This window comes from Enterobacter cloacae complex sp. ECL411, from assembly GCF_021869665.1.
Taxonomy (GTDB): Bacteria; Pseudomonadota; Gammaproteobacteria; order Enterobacterales; family Enterobacteriaceae; genus Enterobacter; species Enterobacter intestinihominis.
Window position 1 is genome coordinate 3,296,597 of the sequence record NZ_CP091486.1, and the last position, 18,843, is coordinate 3,315,439.

General features: G+C 54.5%; 18 protein-coding genes and 1 tRNA gene. 7 read left to right on the forward strand and 12 right to left on the reverse strand.

The window, feature by feature from the left end:
* Positions 1-42 precede the first annotated feature (42 nt).
* The 6 genes from L3069_RS15625 to prmB are packed head-to-tail and all read right to left on the reverse strand — an operon-like array spanning position 43 to position 4,591.
* On the reverse strand, positions 43-318 hold the full coding sequence (locus L3069_RS15625) for a YfcL family protein (RefSeq protein ID WP_022648861.1): 276 nt from the start codon (positions 316-318) through the stop codon (positions 43-45).
* Between the two features lie 13 nt (positions 319-331).
* Positions 332-877: an elongation factor P hydroxylase gene (locus tag L3069_RS15630; protein WP_023300646.1), complete on the reverse strand. Its 546-nt coding sequence runs from the start codon at positions 875-877 to the stop codon at positions 332-334.
* Positions 877-1,686, reverse strand: coding sequence for a sulfite exporter TauE/SafE family protein (locus tag L3069_RS15635; protein ID WP_022648863.1), 810 nt, complete (start codon positions 1,684-1,686; stop codon positions 877-879). Before L3069_RS15635 ends, L3069_RS15630 begins: the two co-directional genes overlap by 1 nt.
* On the reverse strand, positions 1,686-2,510 hold the full coding sequence (gene mepA / locus L3069_RS15640) for a penicillin-insensitive murein endopeptidase (RefSeq protein WP_003861385.1): 825 nt from the start codon (positions 2,508-2,510) through the stop codon (positions 1,686-1,688). Before mepA ends, L3069_RS15635 begins: the two co-directional genes overlap by 1 nt.
* Positions 2,511-2,512: 2 nt before the next feature.
* Positions 2,513-3,598 carry a chorismate synthase gene (gene aroC, locus L3069_RS15645; RefSeq protein WP_022648864.1) on the reverse strand — a complete coding sequence of 362 codons (1,086 nt, stop codon included), beginning with the start codon at positions 3,596-3,598 and terminating at the stop codon, positions 2,513-2,515.
* A gap of 60 nt (positions 3,599-3,658) precedes the next feature.
* The gene (gene prmB, locus L3069_RS15650; RefSeq protein WP_022648865.1) at positions 3,659-4,591 is read right to left on the reverse strand and encodes a 50S ribosomal protein L3 N(5)-glutamine methyltransferase; all 933 of its coding nucleotides are present in this window, start codon (positions 4,589-4,591) and stop codon (positions 3,659-3,661) included.
* Positions 4,592-4,736: 145 nt separating this feature from the next.
* On the opposite strand from prmB, the gene smrB reads away from it, so the two are divergent.
* Positions 4,737-5,288 carry an endonuclease SmrB gene (gene smrB, locus L3069_RS15655; RefSeq protein ID WP_022648866.1) on the forward strand — a complete coding sequence of 184 codons (552 nt, stop codon included), beginning with the start codon at positions 4,737-4,739 and terminating at the stop codon, positions 5,286-5,288.
* Positions 5,289-5,334: 46 nt separating this feature from the next.
* On the opposite strand, the gene sixA is transcribed toward smrB, so the two are convergent.
* From sixA to L3069_RS15675, 4 genes are all read right to left on the reverse strand, one after another.
* Entirely contained in the window at positions 5,335-5,820 is a 486-nt protein-coding gene (gene sixA, locus L3069_RS15660) for a phosphohistidine phosphatase SixA (protein WP_003861375.1), read from the reverse strand.
* 209 nt (positions 5,821-6,029) lie between these two features.
* Positions 6,030-8,177: a fatty acid oxidation complex subunit alpha FadJ gene (gene fadJ, locus L3069_RS15665; RefSeq protein ID WP_038416465.1), complete on the reverse strand. Its 2,148-nt coding sequence runs from the start codon at positions 8,175-8,177 to the stop codon at positions 6,030-6,032.
* Positions 8,177-9,487: an acetyl-CoA C-acyltransferase FadI gene (gene fadI / locus L3069_RS15670; protein WP_022648868.1), complete on the reverse strand. Its 1,311-nt coding sequence runs from the start codon at positions 9,485-9,487 to the stop codon at positions 8,177-8,179. Before fadI ends, fadJ begins: the two co-directional genes overlap by 1 nt.
* A gap of 237 nt (positions 9,488-9,724) precedes the next feature.
* Complete coding sequence (locus tag L3069_RS15675) at positions 9,725-10,009, reverse strand: YfcZ/YiiS family protein (protein ID WP_038416466.1); 285 nt, start codon at positions 10,007-10,009, stop codon at positions 9,725-9,727.
* A gap of 372 nt (positions 10,010-10,381) precedes the next feature.
* On the opposite strand from L3069_RS15675, the gene fadL reads away from it, so the two are divergent.
* A complete protein-coding gene (gene fadL, locus L3069_RS15680; RefSeq protein WP_022648870.1) occupies positions 10,382-11,665 on the forward strand; it encodes a long-chain fatty acid transporter FadL in 1,284 nt (427 codons plus the stop codon).
* A 44-nt stretch (positions 11,666-11,709) separates the two neighbouring features.
* On the opposite strand, the gene mlaA is transcribed toward fadL, so the two are convergent.
* Positions 11,710-12,462, reverse strand: a complete 753-nt coding sequence (gene mlaA, locus L3069_RS15685) for a phospholipid-binding lipoprotein MlaA (RefSeq protein WP_022648871.1) — start codon at positions 12,460-12,462, stop codon at positions 11,710-11,712.
* Between the two features lie 314 nt (positions 12,463-12,776).
* On the opposite strand from mlaA, the gene L3069_RS15690 reads away from it, so the two are divergent.
* From L3069_RS15690 to ypdK, 4 genes are all read left to right on the forward strand, one after another.
* Positions 12,777-13,706 carry a formate/nitrite transporter family protein gene (locus L3069_RS15690; protein ID WP_022648872.1) on the forward strand — a complete coding sequence of 310 codons (930 nt, stop codon included), beginning with the start codon at positions 12,777-12,779 and terminating at the stop codon, positions 13,704-13,706.
* Between the two features lie 75 nt (positions 13,707-13,781).
* A tRNA-Arg gene (locus L3069_RS15695) sits at positions 13,782-13,853 on the forward strand.
* A gap of 248 nt (positions 13,854-14,101) precedes the next feature.
* Entirely contained in the window at positions 14,102-15,022 is a 921-nt protein-coding gene (gene lpxP, locus L3069_RS15700) for a kdo(2)-lipid IV(A) palmitoleoyltransferase (RefSeq protein ID WP_168713920.1), read from the forward strand.
* Between the two features lie 359 nt (positions 15,023-15,381).
* Positions 15,382-15,453, forward strand: a complete 72-nt coding sequence (ypdK, locus tag L3069_RS15705; protein WP_099458937.1) for a membrane protein YpdK — start codon at positions 15,382-15,384, stop codon at positions 15,451-15,453.
* 57 nt (positions 15,454-15,510) lie between these two features.
* Here the strand turns inward: ypdK and alaC are convergent, their stop codons facing one another.
* Positions 15,511-16,746, reverse strand: a complete 1,236-nt coding sequence (alaC, locus tag L3069_RS15710) for an alanine transaminase (RefSeq protein WP_023300650.1) — start codon at positions 16,744-16,746, stop codon at positions 15,511-15,513.
* A 386-nt stretch (positions 16,747-17,132) separates the two neighbouring features.
* On the opposite strand from alaC, the gene L3069_RS15715 reads away from it, so the two are divergent.
* Complete coding sequence (locus tag L3069_RS15715) at positions 17,133-18,830, forward strand: sensor histidine kinase (RefSeq protein ID WP_038416468.1); 1,698 nt, start codon at positions 17,133-17,135, stop codon at positions 18,828-18,830.
* Positions 18,831-18,843 lie beyond the last annotated feature (13 nt).

The following is an 18,843-nucleotide window of genomic DNA, read 5'->3' on the forward strand; positions in this document are numbered from 1 at the left end:
TGGCCCTCTCCCCAAAAGGGAGAGGGAAGAGAAGGCGGCAACTTAGCGTTTAGCCTGCTGGAACAAATTGTCCCACATGCCCAGCACTAAAGACTGGTCGCGTGGAGACAGTTCCCCGGCCAGAATGGCTTTTTCAAGGCTGCGAGTAACTTCCGCGTGAACGGCGTCGGCAGAGTGATCGTCCCCTGCTTCCAGCGCGGCTACCGCCAGCGTCAGGTGACCACGCAGATAACCGCTGGCGAACAGCTCATCATCGCTGGCGTGTTCCACCATGTCATCAATTAACGCCAGAATGCGTGATTCAAATTCTGCGATCATCTTCTTTCCTCTGTTATAAATCTTCCGGCCACGGGAAGCATTCCGCCGTGATCTCCGGCGTATGGTAATAATTTTGTAAAGCCTCGATCAGGCGTGCCGGACGTTCCGGGATGCCTTTCTCAAGATATTCCATCACCTGCGCATGCACGCGGCGCTGGAAGACGATACGGTCTGGCTCGAAGTCGCCTTCAAGGTTGTCACAGCTGACGTTGAACGGGAAACCCGCCGCCACGCAGAACAGCCACTCCAGCGCCTGCGGTTTCACCTCCACATCTTCGAACTGCCCCTGGGTGGCGGCGTCGCGCCCGTCCGGGCAGTACCAGTAACCAAAGTCCACCAGCTCGCGACGCGCTTTCCCCGCGATGCACCAGTGCGAAATCTCGTGCAAACCGCTGGCGTAAAAGCCGTGGGCAAAGACGATGCGGTTGTATGAAACCTGGTCATCAGCAGGAAGATAGATCGGTTCGTCGTCGCCTTTAATCAGACGGGTATTAAAATCATCAGCAAAACAGCTGTCGAAGATCTCAATCAGCTGTTCGTATTTATGCGTACTGTTCATTAGTTCATCCCCAACCAGGTGAGGATCTCCTGTCCATGGCTGTCATAAAGAAGTTTGGCGCTCATCACCGCCGAGACAACAACAATCATCGGGCGGATCAGCTTTTGCCCTTTGCTTAATACCAGACGCGAGCCTGCGCGCGCGCCCAAAAACTGCCCCGCCATCATCACAAATCCGGTAGCCCAGATAACCTTGCCGCCAATGATAAACAGCAGCAGACCGCCAACGTTGGAGGTTGCGTTGAGGACTTTGGCGTGGGCGGTGGATTTGGCGAGGTTGAACCCGGCCAGCGTCACGAATGCCAGCGCGTAAAACGAGCCTGCCCCCGGACCAAAGAAGCCGTCGTAAAAACCGACGCAGCCACCGGCAATCAGCGCAAACGGCAGGCCGTGCAGTCGCCGCGCCCGGTCTTCCTCGCCGAGCTTTGGCATCAGTAAGAAATAGAGGCCAATACAGATAACCAGAATCGGCAGGATCTGGCGCAGAATGTCGGACTGTACGTGCTGGACCAGCAGCGCGCCCGCCGTCGAGCCAATAAACGTCATCAGGATATTGAGCTTCTGATCGGCAAGATTCACCACTTTGCGCCGAACAAAGTAGAGCGATGAGGAGAGCGAACCGCCGCATGCCTGGAGTTTGTTGGTGGCAAGCGCCTGGGCAGGGCTCATGCCTGCCGCCAGCAGCGCCGGAACGGTGAGCAACCCGCCACCGCCCGCCAGGGCATCGATAAATCCGGCTAACATCGCAACAAAAAAGAGCACCGCCAGCAGCAGCGGTGACACCATAAACAGATCGACGAAATTATCCATTAAAGTACATGCTCATCCAGTAGCGCCTGGCAGGAAGGCGGCAACGGAGGCGGTGTCTTCTTCTCAGGCTTAGAGGTTCCAGGCTTGGCCGGTTCAAACCAGCTTTGCAGTTCGTAACCACAACCATCGCCAGGCGGTGGCAGCGGCTGATCTTCACATTCCAGGCTGTTCGCCGGGCAGCGCAGGCGAACATGCATATGCGCCCGGTGCTGGAACCATGGGCGCACTTTACGCAGCCAGTCGCGATCCGTTCCCGCATCCAGGCAAAGCTGCTGCTTGATGGCCGGGTTAACAAAGATCCGTGTGACGTCGTTATCCTCTGCCGCCAGCTTAATCATGCTGGAAATTTCCGGCGACCAGCGCGAGGCCACGACCCGTTTACCGTCGGCCGAGACCAGATCCAGCGCCTGCGGTTTCAGCAGCTGCGCTGAGCTCCAGCGCGTTTTCGGCAGTTGCAGGAAGATGTCCACATCCAGTCCGGTCTGGTGGCTGGCGTGACCGCCGTTGAAGCGACCACCTGCAGGCATCCCCATATCGCCAATCAGCATCGTCCCCAGCCCCAGGTTATGCACCTGGTTGCCAAGACGCTGAATAAACAGCACCAGGTCAGGATGGCCGAAGTAACGGCGCTGGTCGGTGCGCATCACCTGATAGGTGTCCGACTGCAGCGGAAGTTCCTGCGCGCCGACGATACACCCGTTGGAGAAAGCGCCAATGGACTGCGCGCTTCCCGCTACCGGGTGGGTGATTTTCTGCCACGGCGTGGCGGCCAGGCTTGCTCCACTGGCCAGCAACGCCAGCAGAGCGATTGCGGTTTTTTTCATAGTTACCAGCGTGGAATGGTGGTCGACACATCCGCATTCTGCGCGCGCTGGCGCAGGAAGTGATCCATCAGCACGATCGCCAGCATCGCTTCTGCGATCGGTACCGCGCGGATCCCCACGCATGGATCGTGCCGCCCTTTGGTGATCATCTCTACTTCATCGCCTGAGCGGTTAATCGTGTGGCCCGGCACGGTAATGCTGGACGTTGGCTTCAGCGCGATATTGGCAATAATTTGCTGCCCGCTGCTGATGCCGCCCAGAATGCCGCCCGCATGGTTGCTCTGGAAACCCGCCTTCGTGATTTCGTCGCGGTTCTGGCTGCCGCGAAGCTTAACCACGTCAAAACCGTCGCCGATTTCAACGCCTTTCACCGCGTTGATGCTCATCAGCGCGTGGGCGATGTCAGCGTCGAGGCGGTCAAATACCGGCTCGCCCCAGCCAGCCGGCACACCGTCGGCCACCACGGTGACTTTCGCACCAATGGAGTCGCCCTCTTTTTTCAGGCCACGCATCAGCTCGTCCAGCGCGTCCAGCTTGTCGGCATCGGCGCAGAAGAACGGGTTAAGTTCTACCTGATCCCAGTCTTTGATTGCCAGCGGAATGTCGCCCATCTGGGTCAGACAGCCCCGGATAACGATGCCGAATTTCTGCTGGAGATATTTTTTGGCAATCGCACCTGCCGCCACGCGCATCGCGGTTTCACGCGCGGAAGAACGTCCGCCGCCGCGATAGTCGCGAAAGCCATATTTTTGTTCGTAGGTATAGTCGGCGTGGCCCGGACGGAAGACGTCTTTAATCGCGCCGTAGTCCTGGGAGCGCTGATCGGTGTTTTCAATCAGCAGACCAATGCTGGTCCCGGTGGTACGGCCTTCAAAAACGCCGGAGAGAATTTTGACCTGGTCCGGCTCGCGACGCTGCGTGGTGTAGCGAGAGGTACCCGGACGACGACGGTCAAGGTCATGCTGTAAATCGGCTTCGGTCAGTTCGATGCCTGGCGGGACGCCATCAACGATACAACCCAGTGCCAGACCGTGCGACTCGCCAAAGGTGGTCACACGGAATACCTGTCCAATACTGTTTCCTGCCATCACGGCTCCGATGTTGTTGTTTGTGTTTGAGCGTTGTGAAACGGGCCGAAGCCCGCTGGATTAATCTTTGTAAATGCTGAAGTATTCGCGTGCATCAAGCAGTTGCGTTTTGGTCAGCATAAAGACGCCGTCACCGCCGTTGTCGAACTCAAGCCAGGTGAACGGCACATCCGGGTACTGCTCTATCAGATGTACCATGCTGTTACCCACTTCACAAATCAGAACGCCATCGTCGGTCAGATAATCCGGCGCGCAGGCCAGGATGCGGCGGGTCAGCTTCAGCCCGTCAGAGCCTGACGCCAGGCCCAGCTCCGGCTCGTGACGGTACTCGTTCGGCAGATCGGACATGTCTTCGGCATCCACGTACGGTGGATTGGTGACGATCAGGTCGTATTGCAGCGTCGGCAGGTCGCGGAACAGGTCAGAGCGGATAGGCGTGACGTGATGGATCAGGCCGTGCTCTTCAATGTTATGTTCGGTGACGGCCAGCGCGTCGGTGGAGATATCGACGGCGTCCACTTCCGCTTCCGGGAAGGCGTACGCGCAGGCAATCGCGATGCAGCCGCTGCCGGTGCACATATCAAGTATGTGCTGCGGCTGATGGTTAATCAGGCCGTCAAAGTGGTTGTTGATCAGCTCGCCAATCGGCGAACGCGGCACCAGCACACGCTCATCAACATAGAACTCATGGCCGCAGAACCAGGCTTTGTTGGTCAGGTAAGCCACCGGAATACGCTCGTTCACGCGACGGATCACGCGCTCAACGATGCGGTGTTTTTCACTGGAGGTCAGGCGCGCGGTGCGCATGTCTTCCGGAATATCCAGCGGCAGGTAGAGAGAGGGCAGCACCAGCTGAACGGCCTCATCCCACGGGTTATCGGTGCCGTGACCGTACCAGATATTGGCGGCGCTGAAGCGGCTAACCGACCAGCGCAACATGTCCTGTATGGTATGCAGCTCGTTTACTGCTTCATCGACAAAAATTTTATCCACTCTTTCCTCCAGGGCATGCTCGCATAATTTTCGGCGGCTAGTTTGCCATGAAGACGGCGATAAATCAGCAATGACGCGTGTCGCTTGAGGTTAAAAAATGCGTTTAGTCGGGTACACTATCGGAAATACGAGATGAGAATGACGAATGAAAAAGAAAACATCGCTCAGCGAGGAGGATCAGGCTCTCTTCCGTCAGCTGATGACCGGGACGCGTAAAATCACGCACGACACCATTGTCCATCGCCCGCAGCGTAAAAAAATCAGCGAGGTTCCGGTCAAACGGTTGCTTCAGGAGCAGGCCGATAACAGCCACTATTTTTCAGATGAGTTTCAGCCGCTGCTAAATACGCAGGGCGCGGTGAAATACGTGCGCGAAGACGTCAGCCATTTTGAACTGAAAAAATTACGCCGGGGAGATTACTCGCCGGAGCTGTTCCTCGATCTGCATGGGTTGACCCAGATGCAGGCGAAGCAGGAGCTGGGGGCGTTGATCGCGGCGTGCCGACGCGAGCATGTTTTTTGCGCCTGCGTGATGCACGGTCACGGCAAACATATTCTCAAACAACAGACGCCGCTGTGGCTGGCTCAGCATCCACACGTGATGGCTTTTCATCAGGCACCGAAAGAGTACGGCGGAGATGCCGCATTGCTGGTATTGATTGAGGTGGAGGAGTGGCAGCCGCCAGAGTTGCCCTGACAGGATGGCGGGAGGCACGCGGCACCCCGCCATATCGCACGTCACGTCAGATGGCTTTAGCCATCTTCAGGTTGCATGGACTCATTTGCCAGTTAAAGACCCCTTTGCCGGTTTCGTCGAGGGTGACGTTGGCAATGGCGGACGTTGTGAACATTGGTGGCGTTTCGCCCGGGCACAGCTCAGATACCAGATAGCCGACCAGCGGCAGGTGGGAAATGACCAGTGCGGAAGCGACACCTTCGTTGCACAGCGCCTGAAGGTAAGCACTGACAAGGCCAACATCGCCACACGGCGTGAGTTCAGGGAGAACATCCACACTGGATGGCAGGTTCATACACTCCCCTACCACATCCAGCGTCTGTTCTGCCCGCAGGAACGGACTCACCAGAACGCGTTCAATGTCCACTTTTTGACCTTTAAGCCATGTCGCCATCTGACGGGATTCGTCGCAGCCACAGACGGTTAAAGGACGTACTGAGTCACTGGCGGCATCGAGTGCCGCGTCGCCGTGACGCATGATAAAAACTTGCATATTGCACCGCTTTTGTTAACCAGAATCACCGGCGTTAACTACCCGCGATTAATGCTCTGAGGTAGAAAACCCGATGGCCGGGCATTGTGCCTGATCCATTCGGTGAATGAAACGCTGTTTTTTACCTCAATGGCGTAAGTATAGTCAATCTCTGTTTACAATTTCGCCAGAACAGGTTCCATCACCTCAGGATTTACCCTTCTTTGACTTCAGTTTACGCAATCAGTTTCCCTTGCGGGCCAGAATGTCTGACCCCGTTCCGCCATCTGCAATAATTCGTCACAAGGTGTAAACCGTGGACCGTATTGCGAGGCCAGACGTTGCAGGATCGCAACCACTTCACCCGCCCCGAGGGTATCCATATACCGGAACGGGCCGCCAAGGAATGGCGGAAAACCGATACCAAACACGGCACCGATGTCGCCGTCGCGCGCGCTTTTGATCACCTGCTCACCAAAGCAGCGCGCCGCTTCATTGAGCATCATCATCACGCAGCGCTCAGCACACTGAACCGCCGACAGTTTTCCCTGACCCGTGACAGGAATAAGCGCATAAACCGAAGGGTCGACCTGTTTCTTGCTTTTACGCCCTTTCGCGGCGTAAAGATAGAAACCGCGTTCATTTTTTCTGCCTTTGCGATCGTCCTTCAAAATTGCGGAAACAAAGTTTGCAGGCGGCGCAAAACGATCGCCATAAGCCGCTTCCAGCACAGGGATAATTTTAGTCCCCGTATCAATTCCTACCTCATCCAAAAGTTGGATTGGGCCGACGGGGAAACCAAACTTCACCAGGGCGTCATCGACGTGCTCAATTTTCTCCCCTTCCGTCAGCAACCGCATCGCTTCGTTAATATACGGCGCCAGAATGCGGTTGACGTAGAAGCCGGCTTTGTCCGCGACCACAACAGGAGTTTTGCCCTGTTTTTTCGCCAGCTTCACCACGGTGGCAATAGTTTGCGGGCTGGTTGTGGCATGAGGGATAACCTCCACCAGCGGCATTTTTTCGACAGGACTGAAATAGTGCAGCCCTATCACCTGCTCCGGGCGCATGGCTTTCGCCGCGATGTCGCCGATCGGCAAAGACGAGGTGTTTGACGCGAAAATGGTGTGCGGCGCGCAATGCTGTTCAACGTCCGCTACCATCTGCTGCTTAAGGGCCAGATCTTCGAACACGGCTTCAATCACCAGATCGCGGTGTGCAAACCCACTGTAGTCGGTGGCGCCAGTGATCATCGCGAGGGTTTTATCGCGATCGCTGGCCTTGATATGGCGGCGTTTCACTTTGCGATCAAGGTTCTGCCAGCTGTACTGCAACGCGTGGTTGATGCCCTTAGGATTGATATCTTTGATACGTACGGGCAATTTGCCTTTGCTGGCGGTGACAAACGCGATGCCGCCGCCCATCAGCCCACCACCCAGAACCCCAACGGCGCGCAGCGGAGCCGGTTCAGCTTCACTGCCCGGATCTTTTTTAACCTCCGTGCTGGCAAAGAAAATGCCGCGCAGCGCCTGCGACTGCGGCGTCATCGCCAGCTCGCCAAACGCTTTCGCTTCCGCGGCATAACCGCTGCTGCTGCCCTGCGATAAACCGGTTTCAATCACCTTCAGAATGCGCGTCGCTGCCGGATAGTTCCCTCTGGTTTTTTGCTCGGTTTTTTTACCCACCATATTAAAGAGCAGCGTGCGCCCCAGCGGCCCGGCGAGGATACGCTCACGCACCGGCAGGGGGCGTTTCGCCTGACGACCTTTCAGCGCCCGCTCAACGGCAGCCTCAAGCAAGATTGCGTGCGGAACGACCTCATCAACCAGACCCGCCTTTAACGCCTGACGGGCGCGCAGCTGTTTACCGGTTAAAATCATCTCCAGCGCCGTACTGACGCCCACCAGCCGCGGCAAGCGCTGCGTGCCACCTGAACCGGGCAGCAATCCAAGCTGTACTTCAGGCAGTCCGAGTACGGTTTTCGCATCGTCGGTACAGATGCGACTGTGGCAGGCCAGCGCCAGCTCAAGCCCGCCGCCCAGGCAAGCCCCGTGGATCGCAGCGACAACGGGTATCGACAGCGCATGGATCTCCGCCATCACCTGCTGCCCCTGACGCGCCAGATCTTCTGCTTCCTGAGCGCTTGTCGCCCGGGCAATCATGTTGATATCGGCCCCGGCAATAAAGTTATCCGGCTTTGCCGAGATAAATACCAGGCCACGTATCGCTTTGTTTTCGCGGATCTGTCTGAGCATCGCACGCACCTGAACGCCGAACTCCGCCTTCAGGGTATTCATTTTTTCGTCGGGCACATCAATGGTGATAACGGCCACGTTATCAAGGCGAACAACAAGGTTAAATGCAGATGTCGTTTCCATTATTCAGCCTCCAGAACCATTGCTGCGCCCAGGCCGCCCGCCGCACAGGCGGTGACGAGACCAAAGCCGCCGCCACGGCGACGCAGTTCGTGCAACGTCTGGGTGATCATTCTCGCCCCGGTCGCTGCAAACGGATGACCGTAGGCAATAGAGCCGCCCAGCACATTGAATTTACTTTGATCCACTTCGCCTGTGGCATGCGCGCGGCCCAGCACGTCGCGGGCAAAACGTTCGCTCGCCATAAGCTGCACGTTTGCCAGCGTTTGTGCGGCAAAGGCTTCGTGCATATCAATTAGCGTGAGATCGGAGAGCGTTAGCCCCGCGCGCTCCAGCGCCAGCGGCGTGGACCAGGCCGGTCCGAGCAGCATGTCCTGCCAGACATCGATGGCGGTAAAGGCATAGCTGCGCAAATAGCCCAGCGGTGTGATGCCCAGCTCTTTCGCCCGGGATTCCGTCATCAGGATCACGGCGGCGGCACCGTCCGTCAGCGGCGTACTGTTGGCCGCCGTAACGGTGCCATGTTTACGGTCAAAGGCCGGGCGCAGTTTTGCGTAATCTGCCAGGGTTGAGGTGCCGCGAACGTTGTTATCTTCCGCGAGCGGTTCCCGGTAAGGCGGTACATAGGCGGTCATCACTTCGTTGGTCAGTTTGCCCTCCGACCAGGCTTTCGCTGCCAGCTGATGCGAGCGATGCGCCAGCGCATCCTGCTGTTCGCGTGTAATACCGTAGGTTTTTGCCATCTGCTCGGCTGTATCGCCCATGCGCAGGCCGGTGGAGTATTCAGCAACGGCAGGTGGCACGGGCATGAGGTCGCGCAGGCGTAAACGCGAGAAGAGTTTAAGCTTTGCACCGGTAGTGCGAGCTTTGTTGGCATCCACGAGGATGCGGGCCAGCTGTTTGCTGACGCCGATGGGCAGCACGGAGGAGGAATCCGCGCCGCCGGCGATCCCCGCGCGAATGGTCCCCGCCATCAGGCTTTCCGCCACGTTCGCCACCGCCTGGAAACTTGTGGCGCAGGCGCGGCTGACGCTGTAGGCGTCGGTATGAACATTCATGCCGGTACCCAGCACGATTTCACGCGCGATATTGGGTGCTTCCGGCATCTGTACCACCTGGCCGAAAACCAGTTGCTCAATAACCTCTGGCGGGATCTCGCTGCGAGCCAGCATCTCCCCCACCACCATTTTTCCCAGATCGACAGCCGGTATACCGTGAAACGCGGTTGCCTGACGTGCAAACGGCGTACGTAACCCGCTGACAATGGCGATGCGGTCACCGTGTCGGGTGATAAGCGGTAATGCCTGACTCATAACACTCCCCTGTAAAAAAATTTTGCGCGCACGTTAAGTGGTCTGACCTGATAATAGTCTTAACTATTTTTTTACATTGAGCCAATCGGGGAAGCGAAAAATTGCGAGCTAAGGCACAGAGAAGAAAAAGAAAATGCCCAGGGTAAAAGCAAAACGGTAACCCGTGGGTTACCGTTTTTAGTGTTTGCGCCCTCTCCCGTGGGAGAGGGTTGGGGTGAGGGCACGAGACCGCAGGAATTAACGCAGGCCCAGCTGGAAGATCAGCGTTTCTGCCTCGCAGGCGAACACAAAGTCGATATCCAGCTGTACGCCGCCTTCCACTTCCGTGAAGGTAGATTTGATTTCACATGGATCGGATTCGACTTCATGCGCACGCTTGCTCAGCGCGGCCAGCGTCTCTTCCGCTTCAGCGCGGTTAGGGAATACGCGGCTGTAAGAGGCGGTGCAATCGGTGTTGTCCATAATGGTGCCAACATCCATACAGCAGCAAACCGGGGTTTCATCAGCACTGCATTTACTCATAGCTCAATTTCCTCTGTATTCGCGCAGCGCGCGAGATAAACACGATGCGACTATTTTACGCCCCCGGACGAGCCCCCTCCAGCCGTTAATGGCGCAAAACCGGATAAGTGAGCAATATCACACTAAAAAATGATCTAAAACAAAATTCACCTTTTCGGATGAATCGTACTGGTCACAATTTTGCCAACCAGATCTCGTTTCATGAAACATGTTTGAAAATATTAATAAACAAACTTGCAACATCCCAGCTGGTCAGACCTATACTCTCGCCACTGGTCTGATTTGTATGTCATACCTCAGACCCTACACTTCGCGCTCCTGTTACGGTATGTAACAATTATTGAATAAAAATAACTCAATGAGGTTATGGTCATGAGCCAGAAAACCCTGTTCAAACAAACTGCTTTAGCAGTTGCAGTGGCAATCGTCTCAACGTCCGCCTGGTCAGCGGGCTTCCAGTTAAACGAATTTTCTTCCTCTGGCCTTGGCCGTGCGTATTCCGGGGAAGGTGCGATTGCCGATGACGCAGGCAACGCAAGCCGTAACCCGGCGCTTATCATGATGTTTGATCGCCCTACCTTCTCTGCCGGTGCGGTTTACATAGATCCTGATGTCAACATTTCTGGCAAATCTCAGTATACCGGCGCAGATCTGAAGGCGGATAACATTGCACCAACGGCGTGGGTGCCTAACCTGCACTTTGTTGCGCCAATCAATGAACAGTTTGGTTGGGGTGCCTCTGTCACCTCAAACTATGGCCTGGCAACGGAGTTCAATAACAACTACCCGGCCGGGGAATACGGCGGTAAAACCGACCTGACGACCCTGAACCTTAACCTGAGCGGCGCATATCGTCTGAACGATAACTGGAGCTTTGGTCTGGGCTTTGATGCTGTCTACGCTGATGCAAAAATCGAGCGTTATTCCGGGGAGCAAACTGCTGCGCTGCCGAAAAACAGCAATAAAATTGCCAGCCTGAAAGGTGACGAGTGGGGTTACGGCTGGAACGCCGGTATCCTGTATGAACTGGATAAAAACAACCGCTGGGGTCTGACCTACCGCTCAGAAGTGAAGATTGATTTCGATGGCGATTACAAAAGCGGCATCCTGAGCCCGGTCAACGGTATGGTGCCGGGTGCAGGCACCACCATTCCATGGGGTACCTCGAATCAAACCGTACCGGGTTCACTGTCACTGCATCTGCCAGAAATGTGGGAAGTGTCAGGTTATAACCGCGTTGCGCCGCAGTGGGCTATTCACTATAGCCTCGCGTATACCAGCTGGAGCCAGTTCCAGGAGCTGAAAGCCACCGGCAGCAACGGCCAGACGCTGTTCTATAAAGACGAAAGCTTCCACGATGCTTACCGTATCGCACTTGGTACGACCTATTATATGGATGACAACTGGACGTTCCGTACCGGCGTGGCATTTGATGACAGTCCGGTACCGGCAGATAAGCGTTCTATCTCCATTCCGGATCAGGACCGTTTCTGGGTAAGTGCGGGGGCAACCTACGCGTTCAACGAGAATGCCTCTATCGACGCGGGCGTGTCGTACATGCATGGACAGAAAGTGACCTTCCAGGAAGGCCCTTACGAGTTTACCTCTGAAGGTAAAGCCTGGCTGTTTGGTACCAACTTCAACTACGCGTTCTAATCCCAACACGATTAAAAAAGGTGAGCATCGCTCACCTTTTTTATTTATTCCGAATCGATATCTTTTAATTCGTTCTCGATGGCTTTCGCGTTCGGATTATCTTCCGGCTTCAGCTTACCGCCGTTGGCAATAAAGTCATGGTTCTGGAAATAGGCCTCGCGGACCATGATGTACGGATCGGAAGACTGACGCAGCAGACCGTCAGAGTCCAGCAGTTGCGCACGCGTTTCAATCCCTTCCACGGTCCATTTACCAATCGACAGCGGCCAGGTGAGCCATGACAGCACCGGATACAGCGTATCCACCATATCGCCGCCATCATCACGCACGGTAAAGCTGCCGTAGAATGGCAGGTGCACATACGGCCCATAACCTACGCCATAATGCCCCAGTGTGCTGCCGAAACGATGCGGCTGTTCACGCTGTAATTTCGGGTTCGCCATGCCTGCGACATCTATTAAGCCGCCCATACCCAGCAGAGAGTTCAGGAAGAAACGGGTGAAATGCACCATCCCCTGATACGGGTCGCCCTGGAGGAAGTAGTTCACCATCACCGCTGGCTCTTCCAGGTTACTGGTAAAGTTGCTCAGCCCGTTACGCGCTGGCTGCGGAACGTAGTCACGCCATGCCACGGCAACCGGACGAACCAGATATGGATCCAGCACATTATAGTTAAAGTTGTACATTGAACGGTTAAATCCTTCGAGAGGATCGGAGCGTCCCGTTTGCTCGCCAGAGCTGGCGCAGCCCACAAGCATCGTTACGCCCAGCGCAAGCGCCGACAGCCGAAGCTTCATATATTTCTCCCTGTACAATATGGCTATCGTTGAATGCCATCTGTGACGGAGCCTGTGAGGCTCCGCCTGAAACGTGCAAGTGATTGTAACAGCACGCTTACCGATGTCTACGAGGACAATGACGACCCGCTCGCGTCATCACGCTAATTTCAGCATAGCCTGTCTTTAAGAATTCGTTTCGCTGGCAATTTTATATTGGCTTTGAAAGAGATGTCTCACCTTTATTGCCATTTTCAGCAATTTAAGAGCTTCCCCACGGGCAAGGCGCCAAAAGCCGCTACGCTTAAATGAGCGATTACCCCGAAGGAGCAGTTATGAAAGATATTAACGAAGAAAAAATTGGCGAGAACAATGAGGAACATGAGATTGAAAGTGAGGAGAAAGACCGGGGAGAAGAGATAGAAGTCGATGAGGATCGCCTGCCGTCGCGTGCCATGGCCATTCATGAGCATATTCGCCAGGATGGCGAAAAGGAGATGGAGCGTGACGCAATGGCCCTGCTGTGGTCGGCCATCGCAGCCGGTCTGTCGATGGGTGCCTCTCTGCTCGCCAAAGGTATATTTCACGTTCAACTGGAAGGCGTGCCGGGCGGTTTTTTGCTGGAGAATTTAGGCTACACGTTCGGCTTTATTATCGTCATTATGGCGCGACAGCAGCTTTTCACGGAGAACACCGTCACTGCCGTACTGCCCGTCATGCAAAATCCGACCCTTGGTAATTTTGGTTTACTGATGCGCCTGTGGAGCGTCGTGCTGCTGGGGAACCTGATCGGTACGGGCGTTGCAGCCTGGGCCTTCGAGTATATGCCAATCTTTGATGAACCGACCCGCGACGCATTCGTGAAGATTGGCATGGATGTAATGAAAAATACGCCGGTTGAAATGTTCTCTAATGCCATTATCTCCGGCTGGATCATCGCCACTATGGTCTGGATGTTCCCGTCAGCGGGCAGCGCGAAAATCGTGGTGATTATTCTAATGACCTGGCTTATCGCACTCGCCGATACCACGCACATTGTTGTCGGGACCGTTGAAATCCTTTATCTGGTATTTAACGGCACACTCCACTGGAGCGACTTTTTCTGGCCGTTCGCCCTGCCTACTCTCGCAGGCAACATTTGTGGCGGAACCTTTATCTTTGCACTGCTGAGCCATGCGCAAATCCGTAACGACATGTCCAACAAGCGTAAGGCCGAACTTAAGGCTCAGGAAAAAAAGGATAAAACTGCCGAAAAATCGGCGTGAACGGTGACTCTTTGACCAGTCAGGCGGCAATGCGCTTAACGAGAAGTGTAAATAACGCTATACTCTTGCCGCTTCGTCCCCTTAGTTAAATGGATATAACGAGCCCCTCCTAAGGGCTAGTTGCAGGTTCGATTCCTGCAGGGGACACTTTTAATTTCCCCCTATAATCCCTGATTTATCAATCCGCTTTGCAATTGCCGCTTTTTTAAGCAAAAACGAGTAATAGCTCATAATGTATAACGGTGCTACATTAAGCCGCCCACCCAAGTCAGCAATGGCCAGGCAACGTCGTAAAGAACGGTAAAGCCTGCAACCATGACCTCGTCCTACGGTCTCAATGGCACGTGGTATCGCGAAGTCTGCGCTACCTTCACAGGCTTTACAAAGGTTCCACTATTTTGTCTCAATCCAAATTTCAGCGGGCGTTTCTGCACCCGCGCTACTGGTTTACATGGTTCGGCCTTGGCGTACTTTGGCTGCTGGTCCAGCTTCCTTATCCCGTGATTCGCTTCCTGGGTTCGAAGCTCGGCAGCGCATCGCGTCACTTTCTTAAGCGTCGCGAGTCCATTGCCCGAAAAAATCTTGAACTTTGCTTTCCGCATTACAACGCGCAGCAGCGTGAAACGCTGATCGCTGAAAACTTTAAATCTATCGGTATGGCGCTGCTTGAAACCGGTATGGCCTGGTTCTGGCCAGACGAGCGTGTCCGTAAATGGTTTGACGTTGAAGGTCTGGATAACCTCAAACATGCCCAGATGCAAAAACGCGGCGTGATGGTTGTGGGTGTGCATTTTATGTCGCTTGAGCTGGGCGGCCGCGTTATGGGTCTTTGTCAGCCGATGATGGCAACCTATCGCCCGCATAACAGCGCACTGATGGAATGGGTACAAACGCGGGGCCGCATGCGTTCAAATAAGGCGATGATCAGCCGTAACAATCTGCGCGGTATGGTTGGCGCCCTGAAAAAAGGTGAAGCCGTCTGGTTTGCCCCGGACCAGGACTACGGCCCTAAAGGCAGCAGCTTTGCCCCTTTCTTTGCGGTTAAAGATGTCGCTACGACGAACGGTACCTTTGTGATTTCACGTCTCTCTGGCGCCTCGATGTTAACGGTGACCATGGTCAGAAAAGCGGATAAGTCAGGCTATCGTCTGCATATCTCACCGGAGATGGCGAACTATCCTGAGGATGAGAGTGAAGCCGCGACCTTTATCAATAAGGTGATTGAGTTTGAGATTATGCGAGCACCTGAGCAGTATCTGTGGATGCACCGCCGCTTTAAAACCCGCCCTCTGGGCGAAGCCTCACTTTATATCTAACCCCTTTCGAAGGTTAGTTTCGCTAAGAAACTAACCTTTTCAAGCACCTGTAATCGCAGTGCGTAACGGCTTTTTTCGACCGTCGCTCAACAGGCATTTATTGCGTACCGAAATCAAACTGTCGCCGTTCCACGACACTCGTAAGTATCGGAAATTATTTAAAAAAATGCCTCTTGTCACTCCTGAAATTTAGGCGTACATTAGCGCCGTCTGGCGACAGGAAAGCACAGAATTCAGAGCTGAAGTTAGCGACGTAACGGGATAATTCCGATTTCCCCTTTCGCATGATTTCAACTCTCTATACTCAGTTGGACTCTGTTTTTTTAATGCGTACCGGAAGATACGCGGAGCGATGAAACGTGAAATATTTCTTTATGGGCATTTCGGTTATTGTTTTAGTTTGGGCCGGAACGTTTGCTCTGATGATCTAGTTAAGAAAATGCAGTCAAAAAAACAGGCGCCGTTGGCGCCTGTTTTTTTGGTGTCCGTTACGACTCGGGTTGTTCCACGACGCTCTTAACTGCAAGCAGGCCATCCGCGCGGAACATGCTTTTAATCCCCCGCACAGCCTGACGGATACGGTCGCTGTTTTCGATCAGCGCGAAACGCACATGCGTGTCACCGTAGTCACCAAAGCCAATGCCTGGAGAAACGCAAACCTTCGCGTCCTGAAGCAGTTTTTTGGCAAATTCCAGAGATCCCATCGCCGCATACGGCTCGGGGATTTTCGCCCAGACGTACATGGAAGCTTTAGGCATTTCAACCATCCAGCCCGCTTCGTGAAGCCCTTTTACCAGCACATCACGACGGCGCTTGTACTGGGCGGCAATATCAAGCACGCACTGCTGATCCCCTTCCAGCGCCGCGATGGCCGCGACCTGCAATGGCGTAAACGTACCATAGTCATGGTAACTTTTAATACGCGCCAGGGCGCTCACCAGCGTTTTGTTTCCCACCATAAATCCAATTCGCCAGCCCGCCATGTTGTAGCTTTTCGACAGGGTGAAAAACTCAACCGCCACATCACGGGCACCCGGTACCTGCATAATTGACGGCGCTTTCCAGCCATCATAAACGATATCAGCATAGGCGAGATCGTGTACCACCAGCACGTCGTAACGCTTAGCCAGCGCGACCACTTTCTCAAAGAATTCGAGTTCGACGCATTGTGCCGTTGGGTTGGACGGGAAACCGAGGATCATCATTTTCGGCTTCGGATAGCTTTCACGAATCGCCCGTTCCAGCTCGTTGAAGAAGTCGACGCCTTCCACCAGTGGAACAGAACGCACCTGCGCGCCAGCAATCACCGCCCCATAAATATGAATTGGGTAGCTCGGATTCGGCACCAGGACGGTATCGCCGTGATCGAGCGTCGCCAGCATCAGGTGGGCCAGCCCCTCTTTGGAGCCAATGGTCACAATCGCTTCGCTTTCAGGGTCGATATCCACCTGATAACGATCCTGATACCAGCGGGAGATCGCCCGACGCAAGCGTGGAATGCCGCGTGAGGTTGAATACCCATGGGTATCGGGACGCTGGGCAACTGTGCAGAGTTTCTCAACGATATGCGGCGGCGTTGGGCCGTCAGGGTTACCCATACTGAAATCGATAATGTCTTCACCGCGCCGACGCGCAGCCATTTTCAGTTCAGCAGTGATATTGAAAACATAAGGGGGGAGACGATCGATACGCGTAAAACGGCGTTCAGGACTGAATTCAGCCATAGATTCCTCAGAGTCACGTTAGCGCCCGGACCGTCCGAGCGACGCTGCCACCCGTGTGGCATGCTTAGAAAATAACCTGAAGAAAAAGACGCTGTCGAGGGGATAACGGCAAAACAATATATTGCGCTAAAACGGGAATGCGATTGCAGTGAAAAGCGGAACTCTTATCGTGATCAGGCAGTTTTAAGCGCTGCGATTTAACACAATATTTTCAGTATCGTTACCTGACGCTTCTCCCCAAACGAAAAAGCAGCGACTTTCAGTCAAAAGCCAGCAATCCCCTTTGAGAATTATGGTTTTTCCCCATTTGATAAATCTGATGGATAGCTGGTCATCTGGCCCTATGTTTTCTATCATAGATTTTTCCCGTTTTCCCAGGCCTGACCGTGCACGAAATCTTCAATATGCTCCTGGCGGTGTTCGACCGCGCGGCATTAATGCTGATCTGTCTCTTTTTCCTTATCCGCATCCGCTTGTTCCGCGAACTGTTGCATAAATCTGCCCATTCGCCAAAAGAGCTGCTGGCCGTCACGTTTATCTTTTCGATGTTTGCCCTGTTCAGCACCTGGTCCGGCGTGCCGGTAGAAGGCTCGCTGGTGAACGTGCGCATCATCGCCGTCATGTCGGGCGGGATCCTCTTTGGTCCCTGGGTCGGGATTATCACAGGCATTATCGCCGGCACCCATCGATACCTGATTGATATTGGCGGCGTGACGGCAGTCCCCTGCTTTATCACCAGCATTATTGCCGGGGTACTCTCCGGCTGGATTAACCGCAAAATCCCGAAAAAACAGCACTGGCGTGCGGGGATTATCGCGGGGATGGTCTGCGAAACGCTGACCATGATCCTGGTCGTCGTCTGGGCACCGACCACTGCGCTGGGGCTGGATATCGTCTCGAAGATCGGTATTCCGATGATCCTCGGAAGCGTCTGTATAGGCTTTATCGTGCTGCTGGTGCAAAGCGTGGAAGGCGAAAAAGAGGCGAGCGCCGCGCGTCAGGCGAAGCTGGCACTGGATATTGCCAACAAAACGCTGCCGCTTTTCCGACACGTTAACACCGAATCTTTACGTCAGGTTTGCGATATCATCCGCCGGGATATTCACGCCGATGCGGTCGCCATCACCAATATTGACCACGTGCTGGCCTATGTTGGCGTCGGTGAGCACAATTATCGCGACAGCGACGATACCATCAGCCCGACCACCAGACAGGCGATTAACTACGGAAAAATCATCATTAAAAACAATGATGAAGCCCACCGGACGCCAGAGATCCACTCAATGCTGGTGATCCCGCTGTGGGAAAAAGGCGTGGTCACGGGGACGCTGAAAATTTACTACTGCCATGCGCACCAAATCACCTCCTCGCTCCAGGAGATGGCGATTGGCCTGTCGCAGATTATCTCCACCCAACTCGAAGTTTCGCGTGCGGAGCAGTTGCGCGAGATGGCAAATAAGGCAGAGCTGCGTGCCCTGCAAAGCAAGATCAATCCCCATTTCCTGTTTAACGCGCTGAACGCTATATCCTCTTCCATTCGTCTTAATCCGGATACCGCGCGGCAGCTGATTTTTAATCTGTCGCGCTATCTGCGCTACAACATTGAGTTAAAAGACGACGAGCAGATCGACATCAAAAAAGAGCTGTATCAAATCAAGGATTACATCGCGATTGAGCAGGCACGCTTTGGCGATAAGCTGACGGTCATTTACGATATTGATGAAGAGGTCAACTGCGTGATCCCAAGCCTGCTGATCCAGCCGCTGGTGGAAAACGCTATTGTTCACGGCATTCAGCCGTGTAAAGGAAAAGGCGTGGTCACGATTAGCGTGACGGAAAGCGGTAACCGCGTGCGAATCGCCGTGCGCGATACCGGACACGGCATCGATCCAAAAGTGATCGAGCGCGTCGTATCAAACGAAATGCCGGGAAATAAAATCGGGCTGCTGAACGTACACCACCGGGTCAAGCTGCTGTACGGTGACGGGCTGCACATTCACCGCCTTGAGCCGGGCACCGAGATTGCTTTTTATGTCCCGAACGAACGAACGCCCGTTAATGCCCCCATATCCTTGTTGCCGTAGGCCGGAGTAACAG

What these genes read in the sequence shown, in the direction of transcription:
- L3069_RS15625 (WP_022648861.1), bottom strand. Translation starts at nt 318, where the DNA reads ATGATCGCAGAATTTGAATCACGCATTCTGGCGTTAATTGATGACATG.
- L3069_RS15630 (WP_023300646.1), bottom strand. Translation starts at nt 877, where the DNA reads ATGAACAGTACGCATAAATACGAACAGCTGATTGAGATCTTCGACAGC.
- L3069_RS15635 (WP_022648863.1), bottom strand. Translation starts at nt 1,686, where the DNA reads ATGGATAATTTCGTCGATCTGTTTATGGTGTCACCGCTGCTGCTGGCG.
- mepA (WP_003861385.1), bottom strand. Translation starts at nt 2,510, where the DNA reads ATGAAAAAAACCGCAATCGCTCTGCTGGCGTTGCTGGCCAGTGGAGCA.
- aroC (WP_022648864.1), bottom strand. Translation starts at nt 3,598, where the DNA reads ATGGCAGGAAACAGTATTGGACAGGTATTCCGTGTGACCACCTTTGGC.
- smrB (WP_022648866.1), top strand. Translation starts at nt 4,737, where the DNA reads ATGAAAAAGAAAACATCGCTCAGCGAGGAGGATCAGGCTCTCTTCCGT.
- sixA (WP_003861375.1), bottom strand. Translation starts at nt 5,820, where the DNA reads ATGCAAGTTTTTATCATGCGTCACGGCGACGCGGCACTCGATGCCGCC.
- fadJ (WP_038416465.1), bottom strand. Translation starts at nt 8,177, where the DNA reads ATGGAAACGACATCTGCATTTAACCTTGTTGTTCGCCTTGATAACGTG.
- fadI (WP_022648868.1), bottom strand. Translation starts at nt 9,487, where the DNA reads ATGAGTCAGGCATTACCGCTTATCACCCGACACGGTGACCGCATCGCC.
- L3069_RS15675 (WP_038416466.1), bottom strand. Translation starts at nt 10,009, where the DNA reads ATGAGTAAATGCAGTGCTGATGAAACCCCGGTTTGCTGCTGTATGGAT.
- fadL (WP_022648870.1), top strand. Translation starts at nt 10,382, where the DNA reads ATGAGCCAGAAAACCCTGTTCAAACAAACTGCTTTAGCAGTTGCAGTG.
- mlaA (WP_022648871.1), bottom strand. Translation starts at nt 12,462, where the DNA reads ATGAAGCTTCGGCTGTCGGCGCTTGCGCTGGGCGTAACGATGCTTGTG.
- L3069_RS15690 (WP_022648872.1), top strand. Translation starts at nt 12,777, where the DNA reads ATGAAAGATATTAACGAAGAAAAAATTGGCGAGAACAATGAGGAACAT.
- alaC (WP_023300650.1), bottom strand. Translation starts at nt 16,746, where the DNA reads ATGGCTGAATTCAGTCCTGAACGCCGTTTTACGCGTATCGATCGTCTC.